The 19,976-nt window shown below is 58.6% G+C and carries 26 protein-coding genes; 16 read left to right on the top strand and 10 right to left on the bottom strand.

Annotated elements, in window-relative coordinates; genetic code table 11:
• The first annotated feature begins 125 nt into the window (after nt 1-125).
• A complete protein-coding gene (locus J7413_RS05540; protein WP_209097074.1) occupies nt 126-503 on the top strand; it encodes a hypothetical protein in 378 nt (125 codons plus the stop codon).
• Here J7413_RS05540 and J7413_RS05535 read toward each other — a convergent pair.
• The 4 genes from J7413_RS05535 to J7413_RS05520 all read right to left on the bottom strand — a co-directional run bounded on the left by J7413_RS05535 (nt 500) and on the right by J7413_RS05520 (nt 4,678).
• Complete coding sequence (locus J7413_RS05535) at nt 500-1,672, bottom strand: lytic murein transglycosylase (RefSeq protein WP_209097073.1); 1,173 nt, start codon at nt 1,670-1,672, stop codon at nt 500-502. The genes J7413_RS05540 and J7413_RS05535 overlap by 4 nt on opposite strands.
• 64 nt (nt 1,673-1,736) lie before the next feature.
• A complete protein-coding gene (cbiB, locus tag J7413_RS05530) occupies nt 1,737-2,645 on the bottom strand; it encodes an adenosylcobinamide-phosphate synthase CbiB (RefSeq protein ID WP_209097072.1) in 909 nt (302 codons plus the stop codon).
• Nucleotides 2,642-3,625, bottom strand: coding sequence for a threonine-phosphate decarboxylase (locus J7413_RS05525; protein ID WP_209097071.1), 984 nt, complete (start codon nt 3,623-3,625; stop codon nt 2,642-2,644). Before J7413_RS05525 ends, cbiB begins: the two co-directional genes overlap by 4 nt.
• 78 nt (nt 3,626-3,703) lie before the next feature.
• On the bottom strand, nt 3,704-4,678 hold the full coding sequence (locus J7413_RS05520) for a glutathione S-transferase family protein (RefSeq protein WP_209097070.1): 975 nt from the start codon (nt 4,676-4,678) through the stop codon (nt 3,704-3,706).
• Between the two features lie 238 nt (nt 4,679-4,916).
• Here J7413_RS05520 and J7413_RS05515 point away from each other — a divergent pair, with 238 nt between their 5' ends.
• Nucleotides 4,917-5,270 (top strand): hypothetical protein, encoded by a 354-nt coding sequence (locus tag J7413_RS05515; protein WP_209097069.1) that lies wholly within the window; start codon nt 4,917-4,919, stop codon nt 5,268-5,270.
• 57 nt (nt 5,271-5,327) lie between these two features.
• Here J7413_RS05515 and J7413_RS05510 read toward each other — a convergent pair whose 3' ends face one another.
• On the bottom strand, nt 5,328-6,500 hold the full coding sequence (locus J7413_RS05510; RefSeq protein ID WP_209097068.1) for a MalY/PatB family protein: 1,173 nt from the start codon (nt 6,498-6,500) through the stop codon (nt 5,328-5,330).
• A 123-nt stretch (nt 6,501-6,623) separates the two neighbouring features.
• On the opposite strand from J7413_RS05510, the gene def (J7413_RS05505) reads away from it, so the two are divergent.
• From def (J7413_RS05505) to J7413_RS05485, 5 genes are all read left to right on the top strand, one after another.
• On the top strand, nt 6,624-7,136 hold the full coding sequence (gene def / locus J7413_RS05505) for a peptide deformylase (protein WP_209097067.1): 513 nt from the start codon (nt 6,624-6,626) through the stop codon (nt 7,134-7,136).
• Entirely contained in the window at nt 7,133-7,624 is a 492-nt protein-coding gene (gene def, locus J7413_RS05500) for a peptide deformylase (RefSeq protein ID WP_209097066.1), read from the top strand. Before def (J7413_RS05505) ends, def (J7413_RS05500) begins: the two co-directional genes overlap by 4 nt.
• Nucleotides 7,621-8,115, top strand: a complete 495-nt coding sequence (gene def, locus J7413_RS05495) for a peptide deformylase (protein ID WP_209097065.1) — start codon at nt 7,621-7,623, stop codon at nt 8,113-8,115. Before def (J7413_RS05500) ends, def (J7413_RS05495) begins: the two co-directional genes overlap by 4 nt.
• 104 nt (nt 8,116-8,219) lie before the next feature.
• Nucleotides 8,220-9,128: a methionyl-tRNA formyltransferase gene (gene fmt / locus J7413_RS05490; protein ID WP_209097064.1), complete on the top strand. Its 909-nt coding sequence runs from the start codon at nt 8,220-8,222 to the stop codon at nt 9,126-9,128.
• Between the two features lie 9 nt (nt 9,129-9,137).
• Complete coding sequence (locus tag J7413_RS05485; RefSeq protein ID WP_209097063.1) at nt 9,138-9,374, top strand: hypothetical protein; 237 nt, start codon at nt 9,138-9,140, stop codon at nt 9,372-9,374.
• A 20-nt stretch (nt 9,375-9,394) separates the two neighbouring features.
• Here the strand turns inward: J7413_RS05485 and rnhA are convergent, their stop codons facing one another.
• From rnhA to J7413_RS05460, 5 genes are all read right to left on the bottom strand, one after another.
• Nucleotides 9,395-9,847, bottom strand: coding sequence for a ribonuclease HI (gene rnhA, locus J7413_RS05480; protein ID WP_209097062.1), 453 nt, complete (start codon nt 9,845-9,847; stop codon nt 9,395-9,397).
• Entirely contained in the window at nt 9,840-10,445 is a 606-nt protein-coding gene (locus tag J7413_RS05475; protein WP_209097061.1) for a class I SAM-dependent methyltransferase, read from the bottom strand. Before J7413_RS05475 ends, rnhA begins: the two co-directional genes overlap by 8 nt.
• On the bottom strand, nt 10,442-11,056 hold the full coding sequence (locus tag J7413_RS05470) for a LysE family translocator (RefSeq protein ID WP_209097060.1): 615 nt from the start codon (nt 11,054-11,056) through the stop codon (nt 10,442-10,444). Before J7413_RS05470 ends, J7413_RS05475 begins: the two co-directional genes overlap by 4 nt.
• Nucleotides 11,057-11,089: 33 nt before the next feature.
• Nucleotides 11,090-11,542, bottom strand: coding sequence for a DUF3429 domain-containing protein (locus J7413_RS05465; RefSeq protein ID WP_209097059.1), 453 nt, complete (start codon nt 11,540-11,542; stop codon nt 11,090-11,092).
• Nucleotides 11,543-11,990: 448 nt separating this feature from the next.
• A complete protein-coding gene (locus J7413_RS05460) occupies nt 11,991-12,566 on the bottom strand; it encodes an NYN domain-containing protein (RefSeq protein ID WP_209097057.1) in 576 nt (191 codons plus the stop codon).
• 151 nt (nt 12,567-12,717) lie between these two features.
• Here J7413_RS05460 and folK point away from each other — a divergent pair, with 151 nt between their 5' ends.
• The 9 genes from folK (at nt 12,718) to lepB (ending at nt 19,969) form a co-directional block, all read left to right on the top strand.
• Nucleotides 12,718-13,278, top strand: a complete 561-nt coding sequence (gene folK / locus J7413_RS05455) for a 2-amino-4-hydroxy-6-hydroxymethyldihydropteridine diphosphokinase (protein ID WP_209097055.1) — start codon at nt 12,718-12,720, stop codon at nt 13,276-13,278.
• A 75-nt stretch (nt 13,279-13,353) separates the two neighbouring features.
• Complete coding sequence (gene rpoZ, locus J7413_RS05450) at nt 13,354-13,707, top strand: DNA-directed RNA polymerase subunit omega (RefSeq protein WP_209059254.1); 354 nt, start codon at nt 13,354-13,356, stop codon at nt 13,705-13,707.
• Nucleotides 13,708-13,733: 26 nt separating this feature from the next.
• On the top strand, nt 13,734-15,869 hold the full coding sequence (locus J7413_RS05445; protein WP_209097053.1) for a bifunctional (p)ppGpp synthetase/guanosine-3',5'-bis(diphosphate) 3'-pyrophosphohydrolase: 2,136 nt from the start codon (nt 13,734-13,736) through the stop codon (nt 15,867-15,869).
• Nucleotides 15,870-15,889: 20 nt separating this feature from the next.
• Nucleotides 15,890-16,546, top strand: coding sequence for a DUF2062 domain-containing protein (locus J7413_RS05440; RefSeq protein ID WP_209097051.1), 657 nt, complete (start codon nt 15,890-15,892; stop codon nt 16,544-16,546).
• A 97-nt stretch (nt 16,547-16,643) separates the two neighbouring features.
• On the top strand, nt 16,644-17,390 hold the full coding sequence (locus tag J7413_RS05435) for a pyridoxine 5'-phosphate synthase (RefSeq protein WP_247743346.1): 747 nt from the start codon (nt 16,644-16,646) through the stop codon (nt 17,388-17,390).
• Nucleotides 17,387-18,016, top strand: a complete 630-nt coding sequence (locus J7413_RS05430) for a LysE family translocator (RefSeq protein ID WP_209097048.1) — start codon at nt 17,387-17,389, stop codon at nt 18,014-18,016. The genes J7413_RS05435 and J7413_RS05430 overlap by 4 nt, the downstream gene beginning before the upstream one ends.
• A gap of 5 nt (nt 18,017-18,021) precedes the next feature.
• The gene (locus J7413_RS05425) at nt 18,022-18,642 is read left to right on the top strand and encodes a LysE family translocator (protein WP_209097046.1); all 621 of its coding nucleotides are present in this window, start codon (nt 18,022-18,024) and stop codon (nt 18,640-18,642) included.
• Nucleotides 18,639-19,061 carry a holo-ACP synthase gene (gene acpS / locus J7413_RS05420; RefSeq protein WP_209097044.1) on the top strand — a complete coding sequence of 141 codons (423 nt, stop codon included), beginning with the start codon at nt 18,639-18,641 and terminating at the stop codon, nt 19,059-19,061. Before J7413_RS05425 ends, acpS begins: the two co-directional genes overlap by 4 nt.
• A gap of 71 nt (nt 19,062-19,132) precedes the next feature.
• On the top strand, nt 19,133-19,969 hold the full coding sequence (gene lepB / locus J7413_RS05415; protein ID WP_209097043.1) for a signal peptidase I: 837 nt from the start codon (nt 19,133-19,135) through the stop codon (nt 19,967-19,969).
• The last annotated feature ends 7 nt before the right edge of the window (nt 19,970-19,976 follow it).

Here is a 19,976-nt window from a genome sequence, read left to right as displayed (position 1 = left end):
CAGCCCCTCTTGGCTCGCTGGGCCAATTCACCCCGGGATATTTTGGGCAAGAGGAAAGCTTTCACCGCTTTGTGAGGCTGATGTTAGCGCGCAGCAGTCTAGAGTGGCGTCATGGAGGATCTGTGATGCGGATGATGATTGGGGTATTGATGCTGTTGGCCGCGCCCGTGGCGGCGCAGGACTGGAGGGCCCAGCCGGGTGACACAGCCTTTGATCCCGCAGCGCTGACCGAGCGCCTCTCCGGCCAGACGCTGGTGTTTTTTGACGACGGCCAGTCTGTTTTTGAAAGCAATGGCCAGTATCAATACACCTACGGTGGCGGTGGCACCTGGTATGGTCATTGGGAGGTCAACGCAGACAGCATCTTCTGTGTGACCTTTGTGACGGGCGTGGAGCGGTGTGACCGGATTGTGGAAAACGCCGGTCGGCTGGTCTTACAAACCAAAGATGGGATGCGCTTCCCGGTGCGCGAAGAGCGCGCGCACCAGGAGGCAGACACTTAAAGCGCGTTCAGTAGTTGCTGGGTGGGCCAGGCATCCGCAGGCAGGCCAAGGCGTTGTTGTTCCGATTGTACCGCACGGCGGGTGAGCTTGCCGAGAATGCCATCCACTTTGCCCACATCATGACCGCGTGCCTTCAGCTTGGTTTGCAGCTGCTTCATCTGCGCACCGCTGAGGCCCGGGTCTGCATTGCCCGCATCATAACGCGCGGCCCCTTCCAGCCGTGTGGCGAAATAGGCCGCCGTGGTCACGTAGACAAAGCTTTTGTTCCACTCAAAATAGACACTGAAATTGGGGTAGGCGAGAAAGGCCGGACCCTTGCGCCCCTGCGGCAGCAACAACGAGGCGGGCAGGTTGGCCAGCCGCCCTTCGCGCGGTTTCACGCCCATCTTGGCCCATTGATTGGCTGGCAGCGTGGTGTCCAACCCGGATTTTGACCAATCCAGATTGGCTGGCACCGTGACCTCCTGAAGCCACGGCTCCCCGGCGCGCCATCCAAGATGCGATAGCATCTTGCCCCCAGACATCAGCGCATCCTGCGGGGAGGTTTTCAGGCGCACCTTTCCATCGCCGTCGCCATCCACACCGTTTTCGATGATGTCGGCGGGCAGCATCTGCACCATGCCGATCTCTCCCGCCCAGGCGCCTGTGGTCTTGGTCGGGCTCAGGTCGCCACGTGTGTACAGCTCAAGTGCGGCAAACACCTGTGGGCGGAACAGCTCCGGACGACGACAGTCATGAGACAATGTCACCAGAGAATTCAGCGTGTTGAAATCGCCCTGAAACGCGCCGTAATCAGTTTCAAACGCCCAAAAGGCCAGTAGCACACCGCGCGACACGCCATATTGACGCTCAATCCGATCAAACGTGCTGGCATATTGCTGTGCTTTCTTGCGGCCCACATCTATGCGGTTCTGGCTGATCAGGCGTTGGCTGAAATCCAGAAACGGGCGCTGAAACACACCTTGGCTGCGGTCTGCTTTGAGCGTCGCCGGGTCTTGCCGCACATTGGCAAAAAACGCATTCACCGTGCTTTTGTCATAGCCCATGGCACGCGCCTCTTTCTTCAGGCCGTTGACAAAGCTGTTAAATGATCCGCCGCATTGCGCAATCGCTGTGCTGGCAGTGGTGATGGAAAGAACGGCAGCGGCAAGCGCAGGCAATAGACGCATCTGAAAGTCCCTAAAGCAAAATCTGCGCTCAGACATAGCCAGAGGGGGGTGCTGGGGCAAGCGTTCAGAACAGGGCGAGCACCACAGCCGCCGCCAATGTCAGCGCCCAGCTGCGCCACAACGCGGTGCAGGCGGCATCCACGTCCTCGGCACTCAGCGTTTTGCGCCCCTGCGGGTTCACGAATGGAAAACTCTGCATCTTGCCATCATAGGCACGTGGCCCTGCCAGAGAGATGCCCAAGGCGCGCGCCATTGCGGCCTCTGGCCAACCCGCATTGGGGGAGCGGTGCAGCCCTGCATCCGCCCGGATGTCGCGCCATTGCGAAAGCCCTGCATGGCTCACTGCGATCAAAATTGCCGTCAGGCGTGCGGGCACCCAGTTCAACACATCATCCAGCCGTGCAGCCGCCCAGCCAAACTTCAGGTATGTCTCAGAGCGATAGCCAATCATGCTGTCTGCGGTGTTCACCACCTTGTAAACCAGCAAGCCCGGCAGCCCTCCGATCAGGAACCAGAAGGCCGGGGCAATCACGCCATCACTTAGGTTCTCGGCACCGGATTCAATGGCGGATCGCGCGACTGCGCTTTGATCCATCGCGGCGGTGTCGCGGCTGACAATCCGCGACACCATGCGCCGCCCATCCCCCAGCGACAGGCGCAGCCCATCCCCCACGGCGCGCACGTGATCCACCAGCGAGCGCTGGGCCAGCAGGATTGCGGCAAGGAGTAGCTCTGGCAACCAGCCAAACAGACCGATCACCTTACCAAGCAGCAAGGCACCAAGCACCAGCCCCACGACAACCAGCACGCCTTTCAGGCGGCGCATCTCACCGGTGTTGAAGCGTGCATCCGCCATGCCAATCATGCGTCCCATCAGCACAGCGGGATGGGGCAGGCGCTGCCACAGCCAGCGTGGCTCTCCCAGCGCGGCATCCAATAGCATTGCGCCAACCAGTACACATGCGGTGCTCATGGGTGTGTCTCCATATGCGTCAGCGCGTCTTCAAGCTGTGCCCAGCGATCCGGGGCGGGCAGGCCAAGACGCAAAAAAGTCTTAGAATAAGGGAAAATGCGGCTCCAGATGTGGCGCTCGGCCAGCTCTGTCTGCCAGCGGGCAGCGTTTGCCACGTCATACAGGCGAAACAGCGTGGTGCCGCCCACAACCCGCGCGCCTTTGGCTGTCATCAGGGCATCAAGCCGGTTGCTGTCTGTTTGCAGCCGTGTCCGAGTTGTCTCTGCCCAGCTGTGATCTTGCAGGGCCGCCGCGCCAGTGCGCAGGGCCGGTCCAGACACCGCCCAGGGGCCCGTGAGCGCGGTAAGCTTGGCAATCGTGTCAGGCGTGGCAATCGCAAAGCCCAGGCGCAGGCCAGCGAGCCCCCAGAATTTGCCAAAGCTTTTCAGAACAATCCGCCCCGGCTGATCTGCCAGATGGATCAGGCTCTGATCCGGGCACACGTCACAGAAGCTTTCGTCAATCACAACCAGCGGCGCGTCGACATCCTCTGACTGCCAGAGCTTGCCAGTGGGGTTGTTGGGATGCACCAGCACCCGCGCTGTGCGAGCGGTATCCTCAACCGCCCAGCCCTGCGCTGCGAAAGCGGCGGCATGTTCATTGTAAGTGGGCTTTGGAATGTCGACAGCGTCCGCAGGTGCCAGCGCCGGAATGCGGGCAATCAGGGCCGAGGCCCCCGGCGCTGCGATAATCTCTGCCCCATCCGGCACATTCCAAAAAGTGCGTACCGCTGTCAGCAAGGCGTCCTGCGCCGCTTGATCCGGCAGATCGTTCCAATCCGCCGCGGTGAATTCTGGCAGCGGGTAAGGCACGGGATTGATCCCGGTGGAAAGGTCCAGCCAGTCAGCTCGCCTGCCGCCCCAGCGGGCCACTGCCGCATCAATGCCGCCGCCATGATCGCGGGGCGGCATTACTGAAACCAAGTCTTTTTCCGCCTGCATGGTGCCGCGCTCCCAGCCTGTCAAAACTGTCTGTCAAAGCGCGGCTACACCAGTCAGGCGGGTTTTGGCAAGCGGTGCTCAACCACGCCCATGTGGTGCGTCAAAATCCAGCACCGGATTGATCGGCACAATGCGGTGCGGATTGATGCTTTCGTGGCTGCGATGATAATGGCCGACAATGTGATCCATATTCACAGTCTCTTCCACGCCGTCCACTTGATAAAGCTCCCGCGTGTAGGCCCAGAGGTTCGGATAATCGATCAGCCGCTTGCGGTTGCATTTGAAATGCAAATGATAAACCGGATCAAAGCGCACCAATGTGGTGAACAGCCGCCAATCCGCTTCGGTGATGTGATCGCCCATCAGATAGCGGTTTTGCGAAAGCCGCGCTTCCAGCCAGTCCAGCGTGTCAAACAACGGCACCACAGCCGCGTCATAGGCCGCTTGCGTGGTGGCAAAACCGCTCTTGTAAACGCCGTTGTTCACCGTGTCATAGATCCGCGCATTGACCTCTTCGATTGCATCGCGCTCCGCCTCTGGCCAGAAATCCAGCGTGTTGCCGGTCAGCCCGTTAAAGGCGCTGTTGAACATGCGGATGATCTCAGAGCTTTCATTGCTCACAATGGTCTCGCGCTGCGTGTCCCAGAGGATCGGCACGGTCACGCGTCCAGAATAGGTCGCATCCGCCTTGGTATAGAGGCTATGGGCAAAGGGCAGGCCATAAAGCGTATCACCGGTTGCGCCGGCATCGTCTTTCTCAAAGGTCCAGCCTTCACCAAGCATGTCGGGGTGCACCGCCGAAATGCTGATGTGATCCGTCAGATCCTTGAGCTTGCGAAAAATCAGCGTGCGATGCGCCCATGGGCAGGCGAAGGACACATAGAGGTGATAGCGCCCGCTTTCCGCTTTGAAGCCGTCCATGCCGCTAGGTCCGGCATTGCCATCGGGGGTGATCCAGTTGCGAAACTGCGACTGGGAGCGCACAAATTTGCCGCCTGTGGATTTGGTATCATACCACTGGTCGGTCCATTTTCCGTCTACCAAAAGGCCCATGATGCGCTCCTGTTTGCTGTGCTGGTTGGCTTTGTGTGTCAGTTCAAGTTAAGGTGCGCGCCCTACGCAGAAAACTGACATATCCGCGCGATCACTGCGCGCATCCGCACAGACACCACAGGTAAATCGCGCCAATACAAGGCGTTGCGGAGCCGTCGCAGGCGCGACGTTTACAAAATCTTCGCTTGACCGGAGCCATACTGAAAGGGACGATGAGGTCCGCTGCTGGAGATTCCAAATGACCACATATTTTTCTGCTGAAGTTCAGGCGGGCATTGACGCGGCCCGTAAAAAGGCTCTGAAACAGCGCCACCGCCTGCGTGTCGAGGCGGATGGTCGTAGCATTCGCGTGCTGCGTTACTGGGAAGATGGGTTCACCCTAGACGCCGAAACCGCTCCGCAACTGCGTGGGCTGGTCGATCTTTATGACGGCAGCAAGCACCTCTATCAATGTCTGGTGATCGCAACGGACGAAGAAGACGGTGAAATGCGCTATGAGTTCAAACGCTCCACCCCAGCGATGGATCGCGCGCCCGTTGATTTCTATCAGGAAGACGGTGCCCCCGTCGCGCTGATCGAACAGCAGGTCTGATTTTGGGGCATACCGCGCTCCCCGTACCGTCTGAACGGTCGGAGAGCGCGCACTCTCTTATTGCAGATCCGCAAAAGCCGCGCGCAAACGATCTGCGGCTTCCTGAACCCGCGCCCGTGGCGTGGCAATGTTAAAGCGCAGGAAGTTGTCCCCACCTTTGCCAAAAGTCGGCCCGTGGTTCACCGCAATGCGCGCGTCTTTTTCCACACGTTTGGTGAATTCCGCGCGCGACATGCCGGTGTCTGTGAAATCCACCCAGCTCAGATAGGTCGCTTCAAGTGGCATCGAGGCCACGCCCGGAATATCCGCAATCGCCGCGTCTAGCACTTTGCGGTTGCCATCCAGATAGGTGATCAGATCATCCACCCAGGCCGCGCCCTCAGGCGAATAGGCCGCTTCTGCCATGAACAGGCCAAAACTGTTGGCCGAAATCCCAAGTGCAGCCATCCGCGCCGCAAATTTCGCACGCAGGGCTGTGTCTGGGACAATGACGTTCCCTGAATGGCTGCCAGCGATGTTGAAGGTTTTTGTGGTCGCCGTCATCATGACCAGCCGGTCCAGAATGCTGTCATCAACCAGTGTCATCGGAATGTGGGTGTTGCCCGTATAAACCAGATCGTGGTGGATCTCATCGGACACCAGAATGAGGTCATGGCGTTTGCAGAAATCGGCAACGCCTTGCAGCTCCTCGCGGGTCCAGACGCGGCCACCCGGATTGTGCGGCGAGCACAGGATGAACATGGTTTCATGTCCCTGCATCTGCGCATCCCAGGCGTCAAAATCCATCTCATAGCGCCCGTCATTCAGCGCCAGTGGACATTCCACCACCTCACGCCCGGCCGACTTAATGACGCGGGCAAAAGCGTGGTAAACCGGCGTGGTCAGCACAACCCCGTCACCGGGCTTGGTAAAGCTGTCAACACACAGTCCGGTGCCATTCACCAGCCCGTGGGTGGTGAAAATCGCCGCTGGATCCACGTCCCAGCCGTGGCGGGTCTTCATCCACCAGCAGATCGCCTCATTGTAGGCGGTCTCGTCACCATAATAGCCATAGACCCCCTGCGCCTGCATTTTGCCAATCGCATCTGCCACGCATTGCGGCGGGCGGAAGTCCATATCCGCAACCCACATCGCGATCCCGTCATCGGCAGGCACGCCATAGATTTGCTCCATCATGTCCCATTTCACAGAGTGGGTGCCAAAACGGTCGATGATCTCGTCAAAACTCATGCGGTGGGTCCTTTGTTTAACAATGCAACGCACGCTAGCGAAATGCGGCGCAGGTGCAACCCATCTTGCGCGCTGCGTGCCTACCCCGTTGCGTATGCGGCGCGTCTGTCCTAGATGGGGGCCATGATCAAACCCATTCTCATCCACCCCGATCCGCGCCTGAAAAAACTTTGCGCGCCCGTTGCCGATCTGAGTGACGAGCTGCGCACTTTGGCCGATGATATGCTGCAAACCATGTACGATGCGCCCGGCATTGGTCTGGCTGCGCCACAAGTGGGCGTGCTTGAGCGTCTGATCGTGATGGATTGCGTCAAGGATGGCGAGCCGGAGCCGGTGGTGATGTTCAACCCCGAAGTGCTCTCAAGCTCGGATGATCTCAGCGTCTTCGAAGAAGGCTGTCTGTCAATCCCGGAGCAGTTCGCCGAAGTCACCCGCCCCGCCGAAGTGCGCGTGGGCTGGATTGATATCGATGGCAACCCGCAGGAGAAAGACTTCGATGGTCTTTGGGCCACTTGCGTGCAGCATGAAATCGACCATCTGAACGGCAAGCTGTTCATCGACTATCTGGGCCCGATGAAGCGCCAGATGATGACGCGCAAGAGCCAGAAAATGAAGCGTGAGCTGGCGCGCGGATGAGTGTTCTTCCGCTGGTCTTCTATCCAGATGCGCGCCTGTCTGGGGTTTGCGCGCCTGTGAACGACGAAGACCTGCGCCCCCTGATCGCTGATATGTTTGACACCATGTATGCCGCCCCAGGCCGTGGCCTCGCCGGGCCGCAAGTCGGGGTCATGAAACGTGTGTTTGTGATGGACTGCACTTGGAAAGAGGGCACGCGCACGCCGATGGCCTTCCTCAATCCAGAGATCGTCGATCAGAGCGCGGTTGAGCACACGCTTGAAGAGGGCTGCCTCTCGATCCCTGATCTGATGGTGCCCGTTGTCCGCCCGTCTGAGGTCACAGTGCGGTGGATGGATGCGCTGGGCGTGGCGCACGAGCAGACTTTTGACGGGTTCGAAGCCCGCTGCATTCAACATGAAATGGATCATCTCGATGGCCGTGTGACGCTCGATCATATGTCAGCCTCCGCCCGCGCCGAGATTTTGCAAGGATACACCACACCATGACCGTTCGCCCCTGCCTGCCATGGCCAGACAAACGCCTGCGCACTGTTTCTGATCCTGTGGCGGAGATCACCGATGAGGTTCGCCAAGTCTGGGATGATCTGATCGACACCATGTATGCCATGCCCGGCGTCGGCATGGGCGCAAATCAGATCGGCGTGCTCAAACGTCTGATCGTGGTGGATGCCACCGAAGAGGGCAATCAGGCCGTCCGCATGGCCAACCCGGAAATTCTGCACGCCTCGGTGCAGCCGCGTGAACATGAAGAGGCCAGCCCCAACCTTGTTGGTGTGTCTGCCAAAATCTCCCGCCCGCGCGCCGTGACCGTACGCTATATGGATGAGCATGGCGCGACTGTGGAAAAGGATTTCGTCGGTCTCTGGGCCACTTCCGTTCAGCACCAGATCGATCACATCAATGGCAAAATGTACTTTGACCACCTCAGCAAAACCAAACGGGCCATGCTGATCAAAAAGGCGCAGAAACAGCGCTAGACAGAGACACAAGGGCGAAGCCTGTCTGGGCTGGCGCGAATGCGCCTGCCAATGGGGCAGGCAGGCGCAGCCCGGCGGTGCCGGGTAAGAGGGAGTAAGACAACATGCGCATCCTTTTCATGGGCACCCCGGAGTTTTCCGTCTCCGTTCTTGATGCATTGGTGCAGGCAGGCCACGAAATTGCTGCCGTTTTCTGCCAACCGCCGCGCCCCGCGGGCCGTGGCAAGAAAGACCGCCCAACCCCGGTCCATGCCCGCGCGCTTGAGCTGGGTCTTGAGGTCCATCACCCCACAAGCCTGCGTTCAGACGAGGTGCAGCAGACCATCCGTGACCTTCAAGCAGATGTGGGGGTCGTCGTGGCCTATGGGCTGCTTCTGCCGCAAGCGGTGCTTGATGCGCCTGCACAGGGCTGCCTCAACATCCATGCGAGCCTTTTGCCGCGCTGGCGTGGGGCAGCGCCGATCCATCGCGCGATCATGGCCGGGGATGCGGATACCGGCGTCTGCATCATGCAGATGGATGCGGGGCTCGACACTGGCCCTGTGCGCCTGCGCCGCGAAATCGCCATCGGTGCCGAAGAAACCACCGCCCAGCTGCATGACAGGCTTGCGGCTTTGGGCTCTACCGCCATTGTCGACACACTGGCCTCTCTGGCGGATTTGCCGGCTGAGCCACAGCCGGACGACGGCGTGACATACGCCGAAAAGATCGACAAATCAGAGGCCCGCATCGACTGGTCCGCGCCCGCCATTGAGGTGGATCGCAAAATCCGTGGCCTGTCGCCGTTCCCCGGCGCATGGACCGAGATCGATGGCCAGCGGGTGAAACTCCTCGCTTCCCGCCTTGCCGAAGGGCAGGGGGAGGCTGGCACCCTGCTTGATGAGACGTCAATCACCGTCGCCTGTGGTGAAGGGGCCGTGCAGCTTCTGCGCTTGCAACGTGCGGGCAAAGGCGCGCAGGATGCGGATATCTTTCTGCGGGGCTTCCCGCTCACCAAAGGTCAGCAATTCTAAGGGCGCGCGATGTTCTTTGCCTTTTTTGGAACCATGGTTATCGCCGGGATCATCGGCTACGCCTCAGAGCGCAGCGGATTCACGCACAATGGCTATATCCCGTCGATCATCATCTGTGTCGGCGGCGCGTTCTTGTTTTTTATGATTAGCCGCATGTTCCACATTGGCTTTGGCAGCCCCGGCATGAACGCCATCGTCGCCTCCATCGGCGCGCTGATCATCGTGCCGACGCATTACCGCAAATAGCGCACTTACTGTTCAACTGGTTACTTTTTGAACGGTGCCATGCCTTCGCGCGCCAGCTCATCAGCGCGCTCGTTTTCCGGATGGCCTGCGTGGCCCTTGACCCATTCCCATGTCACTTGATGGCGCGCCTGCGCCGCATCCAGCCGTTGCCACAGCTCGACGTTTTTCACAGGCTTCTTGGCTGATGTCTTCCAGCCGTTTTTCTTCCAGCCAAAAATCCAGCCAGTCACACCGTTTTTGACATAGGTGCTGTCAGTCACAACGGTGATGGTGCTCGCCCGTTCCAGCGTCTCAAGCGCCATGATCGCGGCCATCAACTCCATCTTGTTGTTGGTGGTCTCAGGGGCACCGCCAGACAGATCACGTGACTTGATCACGGTCTCGCCATCTTTGGCCTGCAACAGCACGCCCCAGCCCCCCGGACCCGGATTTCCAGAACATGCGCCATCGGTATATGCAATCAAATCAGCCATGCGCGGTCAGTATGACATATGTGTCGTCACTGCCAGCCAATCCTTTGGCATTTCCCCGTCTTTTCTGCGTGATGGTGAAGCCTGCCGCTTCCAGCAGGCCGATCAACTCAGCTTCTTCATAATAGCTGTAAAACCGTCCCAGAGCATCGCGGCTTTCGCCTCTGCCAAGCTTCATGCCAATGTGGAACGCCCCGCGTGGTTTTAATGCCGTTTTGATGCGGAGCAAATGTGCGGACATATCCGCCTTGGGGGCATGCAACAGACTGAAATTGGCCCAGATCCCATCGTATTTCGCCTCTTCTGTCAGGTCTTCAAACACCCCAACTGTGACATCCAGATCGAACTTTTCTTTCGCCAAAGCTGCCATTTCAGCGGAGGCATCCATCGCCTCCACCTGATACCCGGCATCCCGGATCTTGGCCGCCCATTGTCCCGGCCCACATCCCAGATCCAGCACCAGCCCGTTATCTGGCAACAATGCAAACAGCCCGTTCAGATCTTTCAGCTGATCGATATCGCCTTCGGCCACTTTCGAAAAGCGCTCTGCATAATCTCCGGCGGCCTTGGCATAAACCTTCATCGTTTCCTGATCGCTCATGTCCGCTCCAATGCCAGTCTGCCAGCCAGCGCCACAAACAGCGCCGCAAAGCTTCGGTTCAGCCAAGCCATGACGGTCTCGCTGCCCAAAAGCATGTCCCGCGCTTTGGCAGCAAACAGCCCATAAAGCACAAACACCGCAAAGGTCATCGCCATAAACACCGCGCCCAGTGTTGCCATTTCAACAGTTGCCGTGGCCGCACTGCCGCTCAAAAACGGAGGCAGCAGGGCGAGGAAAAACACCGACAGTTTCGGGTTGAGAATGTTGATCAGCGCACCACGCCGGGCAATCACGCCGCCAATCTGCTGGTGCTGCTCTGCCTGCACCCGCAGCGCGCCCTCGCTGCGCAGCGTCTGCCAGGCCAGATACAGCAGATACGCCACGCCGGCAAACTTCACGATGTTGAAAAGAACAGCCGAGGTGTGCAGCACCGCCGCCAGCCCCAAAGTGGCGGCAACCAAATGCGGGACAATGCCCACCGTACATCCCACAGCCGCCCAAATCGCGGCGCGTGGGCCTTGCCCCAATCCCATGGCCAGTGTGTAAATCACACCTGTGCCCGGCGCGATCACCACCACCAGTGCGGTGACCAAAAACTGAACTGAAATCATCATCTCCCTCCCAAGGGCTTCAAATGCAATTGTCTAAAACATCACAGTCATCGCAAGGCAGCTCACCACAATGGCCGTTAGCAGCAGGCGCAGGTGCATCCACCACACAGGTGTCAGTCCCCAGCGGAAAAACGCAAAATCCAGCGCCAATAACCCCACAAACCCGAAAATCAGATTGGTGCCTGCACTCACCGGCCCGCCCCCGGTCATGAAAAACGCCCAGAGCGCAGGAATGACCGACAGCACATAGCCGGTGGCGGCCCGCCCCCCTTCGGCCTTGGTGGCAAATCCCCAGAGCACGCCAGACATGAAACTCAGTATGATCGCACCATAATAAAGCTGCACATAAGGCCCAGCAAATCGTGGGCCGAGCGTTTCGGTTGTCCAAAGCGCCAGATCCGCGTTCACATAGGTCAGGGCGCCCCAGAGAAACGGGATCACGCCTGCCAACCCAAGTGTTAGGGGCGCCAAGGGAATGCGTCGCATCTTCAACCTCTTGTCTTTGTTTGTGTCTTTGCGTGCTGCGGGCGCTTTGGGCTTTCACACGCTCAGCGAGTAAACTATCGCGCTGCCATGAAGTGCAACAGAATAAACTTTGGCGTGTTGCTTGTTGTGACAGTCACGCCTTTCACAGGCTCTCCGGTCAGTGCTGAGAAATCCTGTCATCCGAGCTATATCGGGGCTTGTTTGCCGCCAAATGGGCCAGATGTCGACTGCGCGGGGGGCAGTGGCAATGGCCCTATGTACGTGAATGGTCCAATCAAGGTTGTAGGGCCAGACCCTTACGGGTTGGATCGCGATGGCGATGGCAAAGCCTGCGAAAAAAAGCGCAAGAGCGTTAGGAAACAGGGCTGACACGACGCAGGGCCGTGGCCGCAAAAAAAAACCGGAATGCAGCGCACCCCGGTTTTCAAAGATCGCAATGGCGGCGGGCTTAGTCGCCCACCATCTCCGCTTCACGGCCCGGCTCTGGCATCGGGTCACGTGGCGGGCGGCCGATCACATCGCGCAGACCATCCAACTCAATAAAGTTGTCGGCCTGACGACGCAGTTCGTCGCTGATCATTGGAGGCTGGCTGCGGATGGTTGACACCACCGACACGCGCACGCCCTGACGTTGCAAGCTTTCCACCAGCGGCCGGAAGTCCCCATCTCCCGAAAACAGCACAATGTGGTCCACATGCGGTGCGAGCTCCATGGCGTTGACCGCCAGCTCGATATCCATGTTTCCTTTGACCTTCCGGCGGCCCTGAGCATCCGTGTACTCTTTGGCGGCCTTGGTCACCATGGTGAAACCATTGTAATGCAGCCAATCGACCAGCGGGCGGATTGGCGAATACTCGTCATTTTCAAGAAGCGCTGTGTAGTAAAACGCGCGAAGCAGCTTACCACGGCGCATAAATTCCTGCCGCAGTAGCTTGTAGTCGATATCGAACCCGAGCGACTTGGCAGCCGCGTACAGATTCGAACCGTCTATGAACAGCGCGAGCCGTTCGTCTTTGTAAAACATAAATTGTCCTTTCTGGCTCTGTCGCGCTTTGAATGTCCCGTGAGTGTAAATTTGGATAGGCACGACAGCGTTAAATAAAATATAGGTATATCTCCGTGCCTTCAAGCACCAGCGGCACGTCTCTTTCAACTCGGTGTAACGGAGTCTTTACGTGAGCAGAAACGCCCTCCTGGCGCTTGGCAGCAACCTGCCTTCAAAATCGGGGTCCCCCAAAGAAACGCTTTTTCAATCGATTAACTTGCTGAGTGGCAATGCAATCCATCTTCGCGCAATTAGCCGATTCTTTCAAACCCCTTGTTTTCCAGCAGGTGCGGGGCCCGATTTTGTGAATGCGGCGGTCATCGTTCACACAGAGTTGACAGCAAATGAGCTGCTCACCCACCTGCATCAAGTTGAATCTGACTTTGGCCGTGAGCGTATCACGCGATGGGGGACGCGTCCTTTAGACATTGATCTGATTGCGATGGACGATTTGGTTTTGCCCGATGCAGCCACGCAAACGCATTGGCGTGAACTCGACTTGGCCACACAGGCAACCCTCGCACCAGAGCAACTGATTCTCCCGCATCCGCGTGTGCAGGACCGTTCCTTCGTCTTGGCGCCGCTTCTGGACATCGCGCCGCACTGGCGCCACCCGTTGATTGGCCTCACAGTTGCGGAAATGTTTGCGCAATTGCCTGAAACAGACCGCAATGAACCGCAGCCTCTGTGAATCCTGCTTGTCAAGGGGTACAATCCCGCTTACATACACGACTTCCGACCCGATGCTTAATGACTGGAGTGCCTCATGGCCCGCGTGACCGTTGAAGACTGCGTAGACAAAGTTCAGAACCGTTTTGAGCTGGTGATGCTCGCGTCCCACCGCGCCCGTGAAATTTCGGCTGGTGCCGCAATCACGTTGGATCGCGACAACGACAAAAACCCAGTGGTGGCACTGCGCGAGATTGCAGAAGAAACCCAGACTGCGGATGAACTGCGCGAGCGCCTGATCGAATCCAACCAGAGCCAGATCGAAGTGGACGAACCAGAAGAAGACCGCATGGCACTTCTGATGGGTGCCGAAGCGGACACACCGGCTGAGGACGACATGTCCGAAGAGAAACTTCTGCGTGCCCTCATGGAAGCGCAAGGCCAGGGCTAAGGCCCCAGCAATGACGGTAGGCGCTAATGATCCCTGCTGACGAACTTGTCGACCACATTCGCGCCTACAACCCTAAGACCAATGATGATCTTATTCGCGCGGCCTATGACTTTGGCCGCGAGATGCATGAGGGCCAGTTCCGCCACTCTGGCGAGCCCTATTTTACCCATCCGATCGAAGTTGCCTGTATTCTGGCAGAGCAGCGGCTGGATGACGCCTCTATCATAACCGCGCTTTTGCACGACACGATCGAGGATACCAAAGCTTCTTATGAGTTGGTGGCCGAGCGTTTTGGCGACGAAGTTGCCATGCTTGTGGATGGCGTGACCAAGCTGACCAACCTGCAGCTGTCCTCCTCAGAAACCAAACAGGCCGAAAACTTCCGCAAGCTGTTCATGGCCATGTCCAAGGATCTCCGCGTGATCCTGGTGAAGCTGGCAGACCGTTTGCACAACATGCGCACGATCAAGGCCATGCGACCAGAGAAGCAGGCCGTGAAAGCGCGTGAAACCATGGATATTTACGCGCCGCTTGCGGGCCGCATGGGTATGCAGTGGATGCGCGATGAGCTTGAGGATCTTGCGTTCAAGGTGCTCAACGCCGATGGGCGCGCCTCCATCATGCGCCGCTTTGTGACCCTGCAGAAAGAAACCGGCGATGTGATCGAAAAGACCACCGCCGATATAGTGCAGGTGCTGTCCGACCAGCATGTGCACGGCGAGGTCTACGGGCGTGCCAAAAAGCCCTATTCGATCTGGCGCAAGATGCAGGAGAAGGATCAGGGCTTCTCCCGACTTTCCGACATCTACGGCTTCCGCATCATCACCGATTCAGAGGACAGCTGTTACCGCGCCCTTGGGGTGATCCACCAGCGTTGGCGCGCGGTGCCGGGGCGTTTCAAGGATTACATCAGCCAACCAAAATCCAACGGCTACCGCTCAATTCACACCACTGTTTCCGGCCGCAATGGCCGCCGTGTGGAGGTGCAGATCCGCACACGCCAGATGCACGATGTGGCCGAGTCCGGTGTGGCCGCGCATTGGTCCTACAAAGATGGTGTGCGGGGCGAAAACCCCTTTGCCGTTGACCCGGTGAAATGGATCTCCGGCCTCACTGAACAGTTTGATGCCGATGATGATCACGAGGATTTCCTCGAAGCTGTGAAGCTTGAGATGTATTCCGATCAGGTGTTCTGCTTCACGCCCAAAGGCGAAGTGGTGCAATTGCCCCGTGGCGCGACACCTGTCGATTTTGCGTATTCCATCCACACGCGGATCGGCCATGCCTGTGTGGGCGCGAAGGTCGATCACACCCGCGTACCGCTCTGGACTCGTATCAAAAACGGCCAATCGGTTGAGATCATCACCGCCGAGGGGCAGACCCCACAGGCGAGCTGGCTTGATATGGCCAAGACCGGCAAAGCGCGTACCGCGATTCGTCGCGCACTGCGGGAAATGGACCGCGAGCGTTTTGTGAAACTCGGGGCCGAACTTGCCCGATCCGCTTTTGAGCATGTCGGCAAAAAGTCCACCGACAAAGTGCTGGATCTGGCGGCCAAGCACCTGCGTCTGAAAGATCGTGACGAAGTGCTGGCCCGTCTTGGCTCCGCGGAATTGACCGCGCAGCAGGTTCTACAGGCGGTCTATCCTGATCTGGCCCCATCGGAAGCTGATGAAATCAGCTCTGAGCGCGCGGTGATTGGTCTGTCTGCGGACCAGAGTTTCAAACGTGCCCCCTGCTGTCAGCCGCTCCCCGGCGAACGCATTATTGGCATCACCTACCGCGGGCAGGGCGTAGTCGTGCACAGCATCGACTGCGATTCGCTGTCCAACTACGAAGACCAGCCTGATCGCTGGTTGGATCTGCATTGGCATGCCGGAAAACACAAAGCGATCTATGCGGTGCAGCTCTTTGTCACCATTGGCAATGACGCCGGCGTACTGGGGCGTATTTGCACATTGATCGGCGAGAACAACGCCAATATCTCTGACCTCGAGTTCGTGGACCGGAAACCGGATTTTTACCGCCTGCTGTTAAGCGTGGATCTCAGCGACGCTGAGCATCTGCACAAGCTTATGCTGGCTTTGGAGGCGGAAACCGACGTGGCCGAGATCGAACGTTACAGAAACCCGGAGAGGGCCCGCACCGCGCTGGCGCCCTGACGTAACTGAGGACAGACCCGGTGGTATTCAAGCGCCGCGACAGACGACCCTTCCTCCGAGTCCTCGGCGAATTTTTCTATCCGCGTGGCGGTTGGGGACGTGCGTTTCGCTATGTGAAGCACCGTGTCCATCGCCTTCCCGGCACACCCGAAACCATCGGCCGCGGCATCTGGGCGGGCGTGTTCACCACCTTCACGCCCTTTTACACGCTGCATTTTGTGGTGGCCGCTATTTTGGCGCGCATTTTGGGTGGCAATATTCTCGCTGCGCTGCTGGCGACCTTTTTTGGCAATCCGCTCACCTATGTGCCGATTGGTGTGGTGTCTCTGCAAACTGGGCATTTTTTGCTGGGCACGGAGTTTGAGAAAGGCCACGAGCTGTCGCTTGGGGCGAAATTCGCCAACGCAGGTGCGGACTTGTGGCACAATCTCTTTGCGCTTTTCACCGACGAAGTGCCAGATTGGTCCGGTCTGCGGATCTTTTATGATGAGGTGTTTTACCCCTACATGATTGGCGGGATCATTCCGGGCATCATCGCCGCAACCATCATGTATTATCTCTCTGTTCCCGTCATCCGCGCCTATCAAAAACGCCGCTCCGCAAAATTTGCCGAACGCATCGCAAAGGCGCGGGCCCGTGCCGAAGAGGCGGCGGCAAATGTTCAGGCTGACAACTGAGCCTTATCAAATCTTTTGATCACAATTCGGTTTTCCTCGCGCGCGCCCCGGCATAGGGTCGCCCTATATTTGAAGTAGCGAGATGAGGACTGAGATCATGCTGCGTCTAGGGGTGAATATCGATCACGTTGCCACCGTGCGGAATGCGCGTGGCTCTGCCTACCCGGATCCTGTCCGTGCCGCGAAGCTGGCCGAAGAGGCCGGGGCCGATGGCATCACCGCTCACCTGCGCGAAGACCGTCGCCACATCGTGGATGCGGACATCGACGGCTTGATGGAGGCGCTCACCGTGCCGCTCAACTTCGAGATGGCCGCAACAGAAGAGATGCAGGCCATTGCCCTGCGCCACAAACCGCATGCGGTCTGCATCGTGCCGGAAAAGCGCGAAGAGCGCACCACCGAAGGCGGTCTTGAGGTCGCGCGTGAGGAAAACAAGCTGGCGCATTTCATCGCGCCATTGCGCGATGCGGGCAGTCGTGTGTCTATTTTTATTGAGGCGAACCAAAAACAGATCGAAGCCGCAAGCCGCATTGGCGCGGATGTGATTGAGCTGCACACCGGGGCCTATTGCGACTACCACTATGAAGGCCGTTTTGACGCGCGCGATGCAGAGCTGGCACGCCTCACCGAAATGGCCACCTTTGCCCATTCCTTGGGGCTTGAGGTGCATGCAGGCCATGGCCTGACCTATGAAACCGTTGCCCCCATCGCTGCGCTGCCGGAGGTGATGGAGCTCAACATCGGTCATTTCTTGATGGGCGAAGCCATGTTCCGCGGCCTGCAACCCGCAATCGAGGAAATGCGCCGTCTGATGGATGCTGCGCGGGCCGACTCAGAGGAATGATCACACCCGAGTTCATAGCAATCTGGATTGCCTGGCTCATGGCGGGCGGCTCTCCGGGACCGGCCACCATGGGCATTGCGGGCACCGCCATGTCCGCAGGCCGCCGGTCTGCACTGGCCTTTGCACTGGGTATTTTGGCAGGCTCCGCCAGCTGGGGTATTGCCGCCGCACTTGGTTTGTCTGCTGTGATGCTCGCCAATGTCTGGGTCTTTGAAATCTTGCGCTATGTCGGGGCCGCTTATCTCGGCTGGCTGGCGCTTAAGGCGCTGAAGCGCGCGGTGGCCAAAGACACAACCACCGCTGCAGGCACGCCGTTTTCTGGCAGCGCACGCAGCCTTTTTGCCAAGGGCGCCGCGATCCACATCACGAACCCCAAGGCCATCCTCAGCTGGGCGTCGATCTACGCCATTGTCGCTCCGGCGGAGGCCACACCCGTCACACTCTTTGGCTATTTCGGCCTGCTGTATATGGGCTCGATCTTGATCTTTATCGGCTATGCGTTCCTGTTTTCCTCAGAGAAAGTCGTGCGAGGCTATCGCCGCGCGTCTCGCTGGTTTGATCTCGCCTTCGCAGGCTTTTTCGGCTTTGCTGGCTACAAAATCCTGACCGCACGTTTGCAGGGGTAAATAGAATGATTGACCTTACATCTCTTGCCTTGACCGCATTGGCCTTCTTTGTGGTCGCTGTCTCTCCGGGGCCCGCAAACGTCTCCAACGCCGCCATTGCGATGAGCTTTGGCCGTAAATCCAGCCTGATCTATGGTGCGGGTCTTTCGACGGGTTTGATTTTCTGGGGTCTTGTCGCCGCCAGTGGGATGGGCGCGGTGCTGCAGAGCTCGTTTTACGTGTTGATGGTGCTAAAGGTGCTGGGCGGTGCCTATCTTTTGTGGTTGGCGTGGCAGTCTGGCAAATCCGCCGCGCGCGCAGGCAAAGCAGAGGTCGCCATGACCAATCAGGGACGCTGGTTCTGGCGTGGCGTTGTGCTCAATCTTTCCAACCCCAAATCCGTGATCGCCTGGATGGCCGCGCTGTCCGTGGGTCTTGGGCCCGAGGATGGCTTTGCATCAGTTGTGGCTGCAACTTCGGTTTGCATCCTCGCAGGCTTTGCCAACAATGCGCTTTATTCGCTGCTATTCTCTGTAGGCGGCATGATGACCGCTTATCGAAAATGCCGCCGCTGGATCGACGGGTTCGTCGCGGGGTTGTTTGCTGTCGCAGGTCTCGGTCTCATCAAATCGGCGTTTTCCAGATGATCCTTGGTATCGGCTCTGATCTCGCCAACATCGATCGCATCGCAGGCACGATAGAGCGCTTTGGCGATCGCTTCAAAAATCGCGTGTTCACCGATATTGAGCAGGCCAAGGCTGAACGTCGCCGCGACACGGTTGGCACCTATGCCAAACGATGGGCCGCCAAAGAAGCCTGCTCCAAGGCGCTTGGCACGGGGCTCGCCATGGGCATCAGCTGGAAAGACATGGCGGTCAGCAATCTGCGCACCGGTCAACCCGTGATGGAGGTCACCGGCTGGGCCAAAGAGCGGCTGGCAGAGATGACGCCCCCGGGCCATGAGGCGATCATTCACGTGACCCTGACCGATGATCACCCCTGGGCGCAGGCCTTTGTGGTGATCGAAGCCCGCCCATTTGCAGCGGCACCGGGACAGTCTGCTTGACACCCCGCGCCCGCGACCGCATGTAACCTCAGACCCAAAACCACTGGCAAAACGAGCGGAGAGCATCCCCCATGGCGGAAAAAGCCAAAAGTGAAAGCGGCATTGTCGAGACCATCAAAACGATCTTCTGGGCGCTGCTGATCGCCGGTGTCTTCCGCACCCTGTTCTTCCAGCCGTTCTGGATCCCGTCAGGCTCCATGAAAGACACCTTGCTGATTGGTGACTTTCTCTTCGTGAACAAGATGACCTACGGCTACTCCTACGCTTCCTGCCCATCCGTGCGCATTCCGGCAGTGGGCGTGAACATCGACGCCGAAGATCTCTGCGGCTGGCTTGGCGGCAACAATGGCCGCATTTTGGGCGGAGAGCCGGAGCGCGGCGACGTGGTGGTCTTCCGCCATCCGGTGACGGGCTATGACTTCATCAAACGCCTGATCGGTCTGCCCGGCGACAAAGTGCAGGTCAAGAACGGCGTGGTCTATCTCAACGGCGCGCCAGTGAAACGTCAGGCGGACGGCGTCTTCCGCGAAGAATACGGCCCGCAAGGCCCGCAACGCCACCGCCCACGCTGTGAAAACGGCCCGGTTGGCGATGGCGGTATCTGCGCCAAGTCCCGCTATATCGAGACTCTGCCAAGTGGCAAATCCTACGCGACGCTCAACATCACCAACCAGCAGTCTGACAACACAGGCATCTATACCGTCCCCGAAGGGCACTACTTCTTCATGGGGGACAACCGCGACAACTCCACCGACAGCCGCGTGCCACAATCCGCGCGTGGGGTGGGTTTTGTGCCTTATGAAAATCTAATCGGTCGGGCTGACCGTATCATGTTCTCCTCTGCGGGCAGCTCCATGTTTGCCTTCTGGACCTGGCGCGGGGACCGTTTCTTCAAAGGAATCGAGTGAGGGTCAC

This window comes from Shimia sp. R10_1 (assembly GCF_017744095.1).
In the GTDB taxonomy this organism is placed as follows: Bacteria; Pseudomonadota; Alphaproteobacteria; order Rhodobacterales; family Rhodobacteraceae; genus Shimia.
This window is presented reverse-complemented; position numbering and strand designations above follow the sequence as displayed.

Excerpts from the sequence above, each read along its gene's own strand:
- J7413_RS05470 (WP_209097060.1), bottom strand. The coding sequence starts at position 11,056 with ATGATTTCAGTTCAGTTTTTGGTCACCGCACTGGTGGTGGTGATCGCG.
- J7413_RS05425 (WP_209097046.1), top strand. The coding sequence starts at position 18,022 with ATGATTGACCTTACATCTCTTGCCTTGACCGCATTGGCCTTCTTTGTG.
- J7413_RS05485 (WP_209097063.1), top strand. The coding sequence starts at position 9,138 with ATGTTCTTTGCCTTTTTTGGAACCATGGTTATCGCCGGGATCATCGGC.
- def (WP_209097067.1), top strand. The coding sequence starts at position 6,624 with ATGATCAAACCCATTCTCATCCACCCCGATCCGCGCCTGAAAAAACTT.
- acpS (WP_209097044.1), top strand. The coding sequence starts at position 18,639 with ATGATCCTTGGTATCGGCTCTGATCTCGCCAACATCGATCGCATCGCA.
- J7413_RS05525 (WP_209097071.1), bottom strand. The coding sequence starts at position 3,625 with ATGCAGGCGGAAAAAGACTTGGTTTCAGTAATGCCGCCCCGCGATCAT.
- J7413_RS05475 (WP_209097061.1), bottom strand. The coding sequence starts at position 10,445 with ATGAGCGATCAGGAAACGATGAAGGTTTATGCCAAGGCCGCCGGAGAT.
- fmt (WP_209097064.1), top strand. The coding sequence starts at position 8,220 with ATGCGCATCCTTTTCATGGGCACCCCGGAGTTTTCCGTCTCCGTTCTT.
- def (WP_209097066.1), top strand. The coding sequence starts at position 7,133 with ATGAGTGTTCTTCCGCTGGTCTTCTATCCAGATGCGCGCCTGTCTGGG.
- lepB (WP_209097043.1), top strand. The coding sequence starts at position 19,133 with ATGGCGGAAAAAGCCAAAAGTGAAAGCGGCATTGTCGAGACCATCAAA.
- rpoZ (WP_209059254.1), top strand. The coding sequence starts at position 13,354 with ATGGCCCGCGTGACCGTTGAAGACTGCGTAGACAAAGTTCAGAACCGT.
- J7413_RS05515 (WP_209097069.1), top strand. The coding sequence starts at position 4,917 with ATGACCACATATTTTTCTGCTGAAGTTCAGGCGGGCATTGACGCGGCC.
- J7413_RS05540 (WP_209097074.1), top strand. The coding sequence starts at position 126 with ATGCGGATGATGATTGGGGTATTGATGCTGTTGGCCGCGCCCGTGGCG.
- J7413_RS05445 (WP_209097053.1), top strand. The coding sequence starts at position 13,734 with ATGATCCCTGCTGACGAACTTGTCGACCACATTCGCGCCTACAACCCT.
- J7413_RS05520 (WP_209097070.1), bottom strand. The coding sequence starts at position 4,678 with ATGGGCCTTTTGGTAGACGGAAAATGGACCGACCAGTGGTATGATACC.
- J7413_RS05510 (WP_209097068.1), bottom strand. The coding sequence starts at position 6,500 with ATGAGTTTTGACGAGATCATCGACCGTTTTGGCACCCACTCTGTGAAA.
- J7413_RS05535 (WP_209097073.1), bottom strand. The coding sequence starts at position 1,672 with ATGCGTCTATTGCCTGCGCTTGCCGCTGCCGTTCTTTCCATCACCACT.
- def (WP_209097065.1), top strand. The coding sequence starts at position 7,621 with ATGACCGTTCGCCCCTGCCTGCCATGGCCAGACAAACGCCTGCGCACT.
- J7413_RS05460 (WP_209097057.1), bottom strand. The coding sequence starts at position 12,566 with ATGTTTTACAAAGACGAACGGCTCGCGCTGTTCATAGACGGTTCGAAT.
- rnhA (WP_209097062.1), bottom strand. The coding sequence starts at position 9,847 with ATGGCTGATTTGATTGCATATACCGATGGCGCATGTTCTGGAAATCCG.
- J7413_RS05430 (WP_209097048.1), top strand. The coding sequence starts at position 17,387 with ATGATCACACCCGAGTTCATAGCAATCTGGATTGCCTGGCTCATGGCG.
- cbiB (WP_209097072.1), bottom strand. The coding sequence starts at position 2,645 with ATGAGCACCGCATGTGTACTGGTTGGCGCAATGCTATTGGATGCCGCG.
- J7413_RS05465 (WP_209097059.1), bottom strand. The coding sequence starts at position 11,542 with ATGCGACGCATTCCCTTGGCGCCCCTAACACTTGGGTTGGCAGGCGTG.
- J7413_RS05435 (WP_247743346.1), top strand. The coding sequence starts at position 16,644 with ATGCTGCGTCTAGGGGTGAATATCGATCACGTTGCCACCGTGCGGAAT.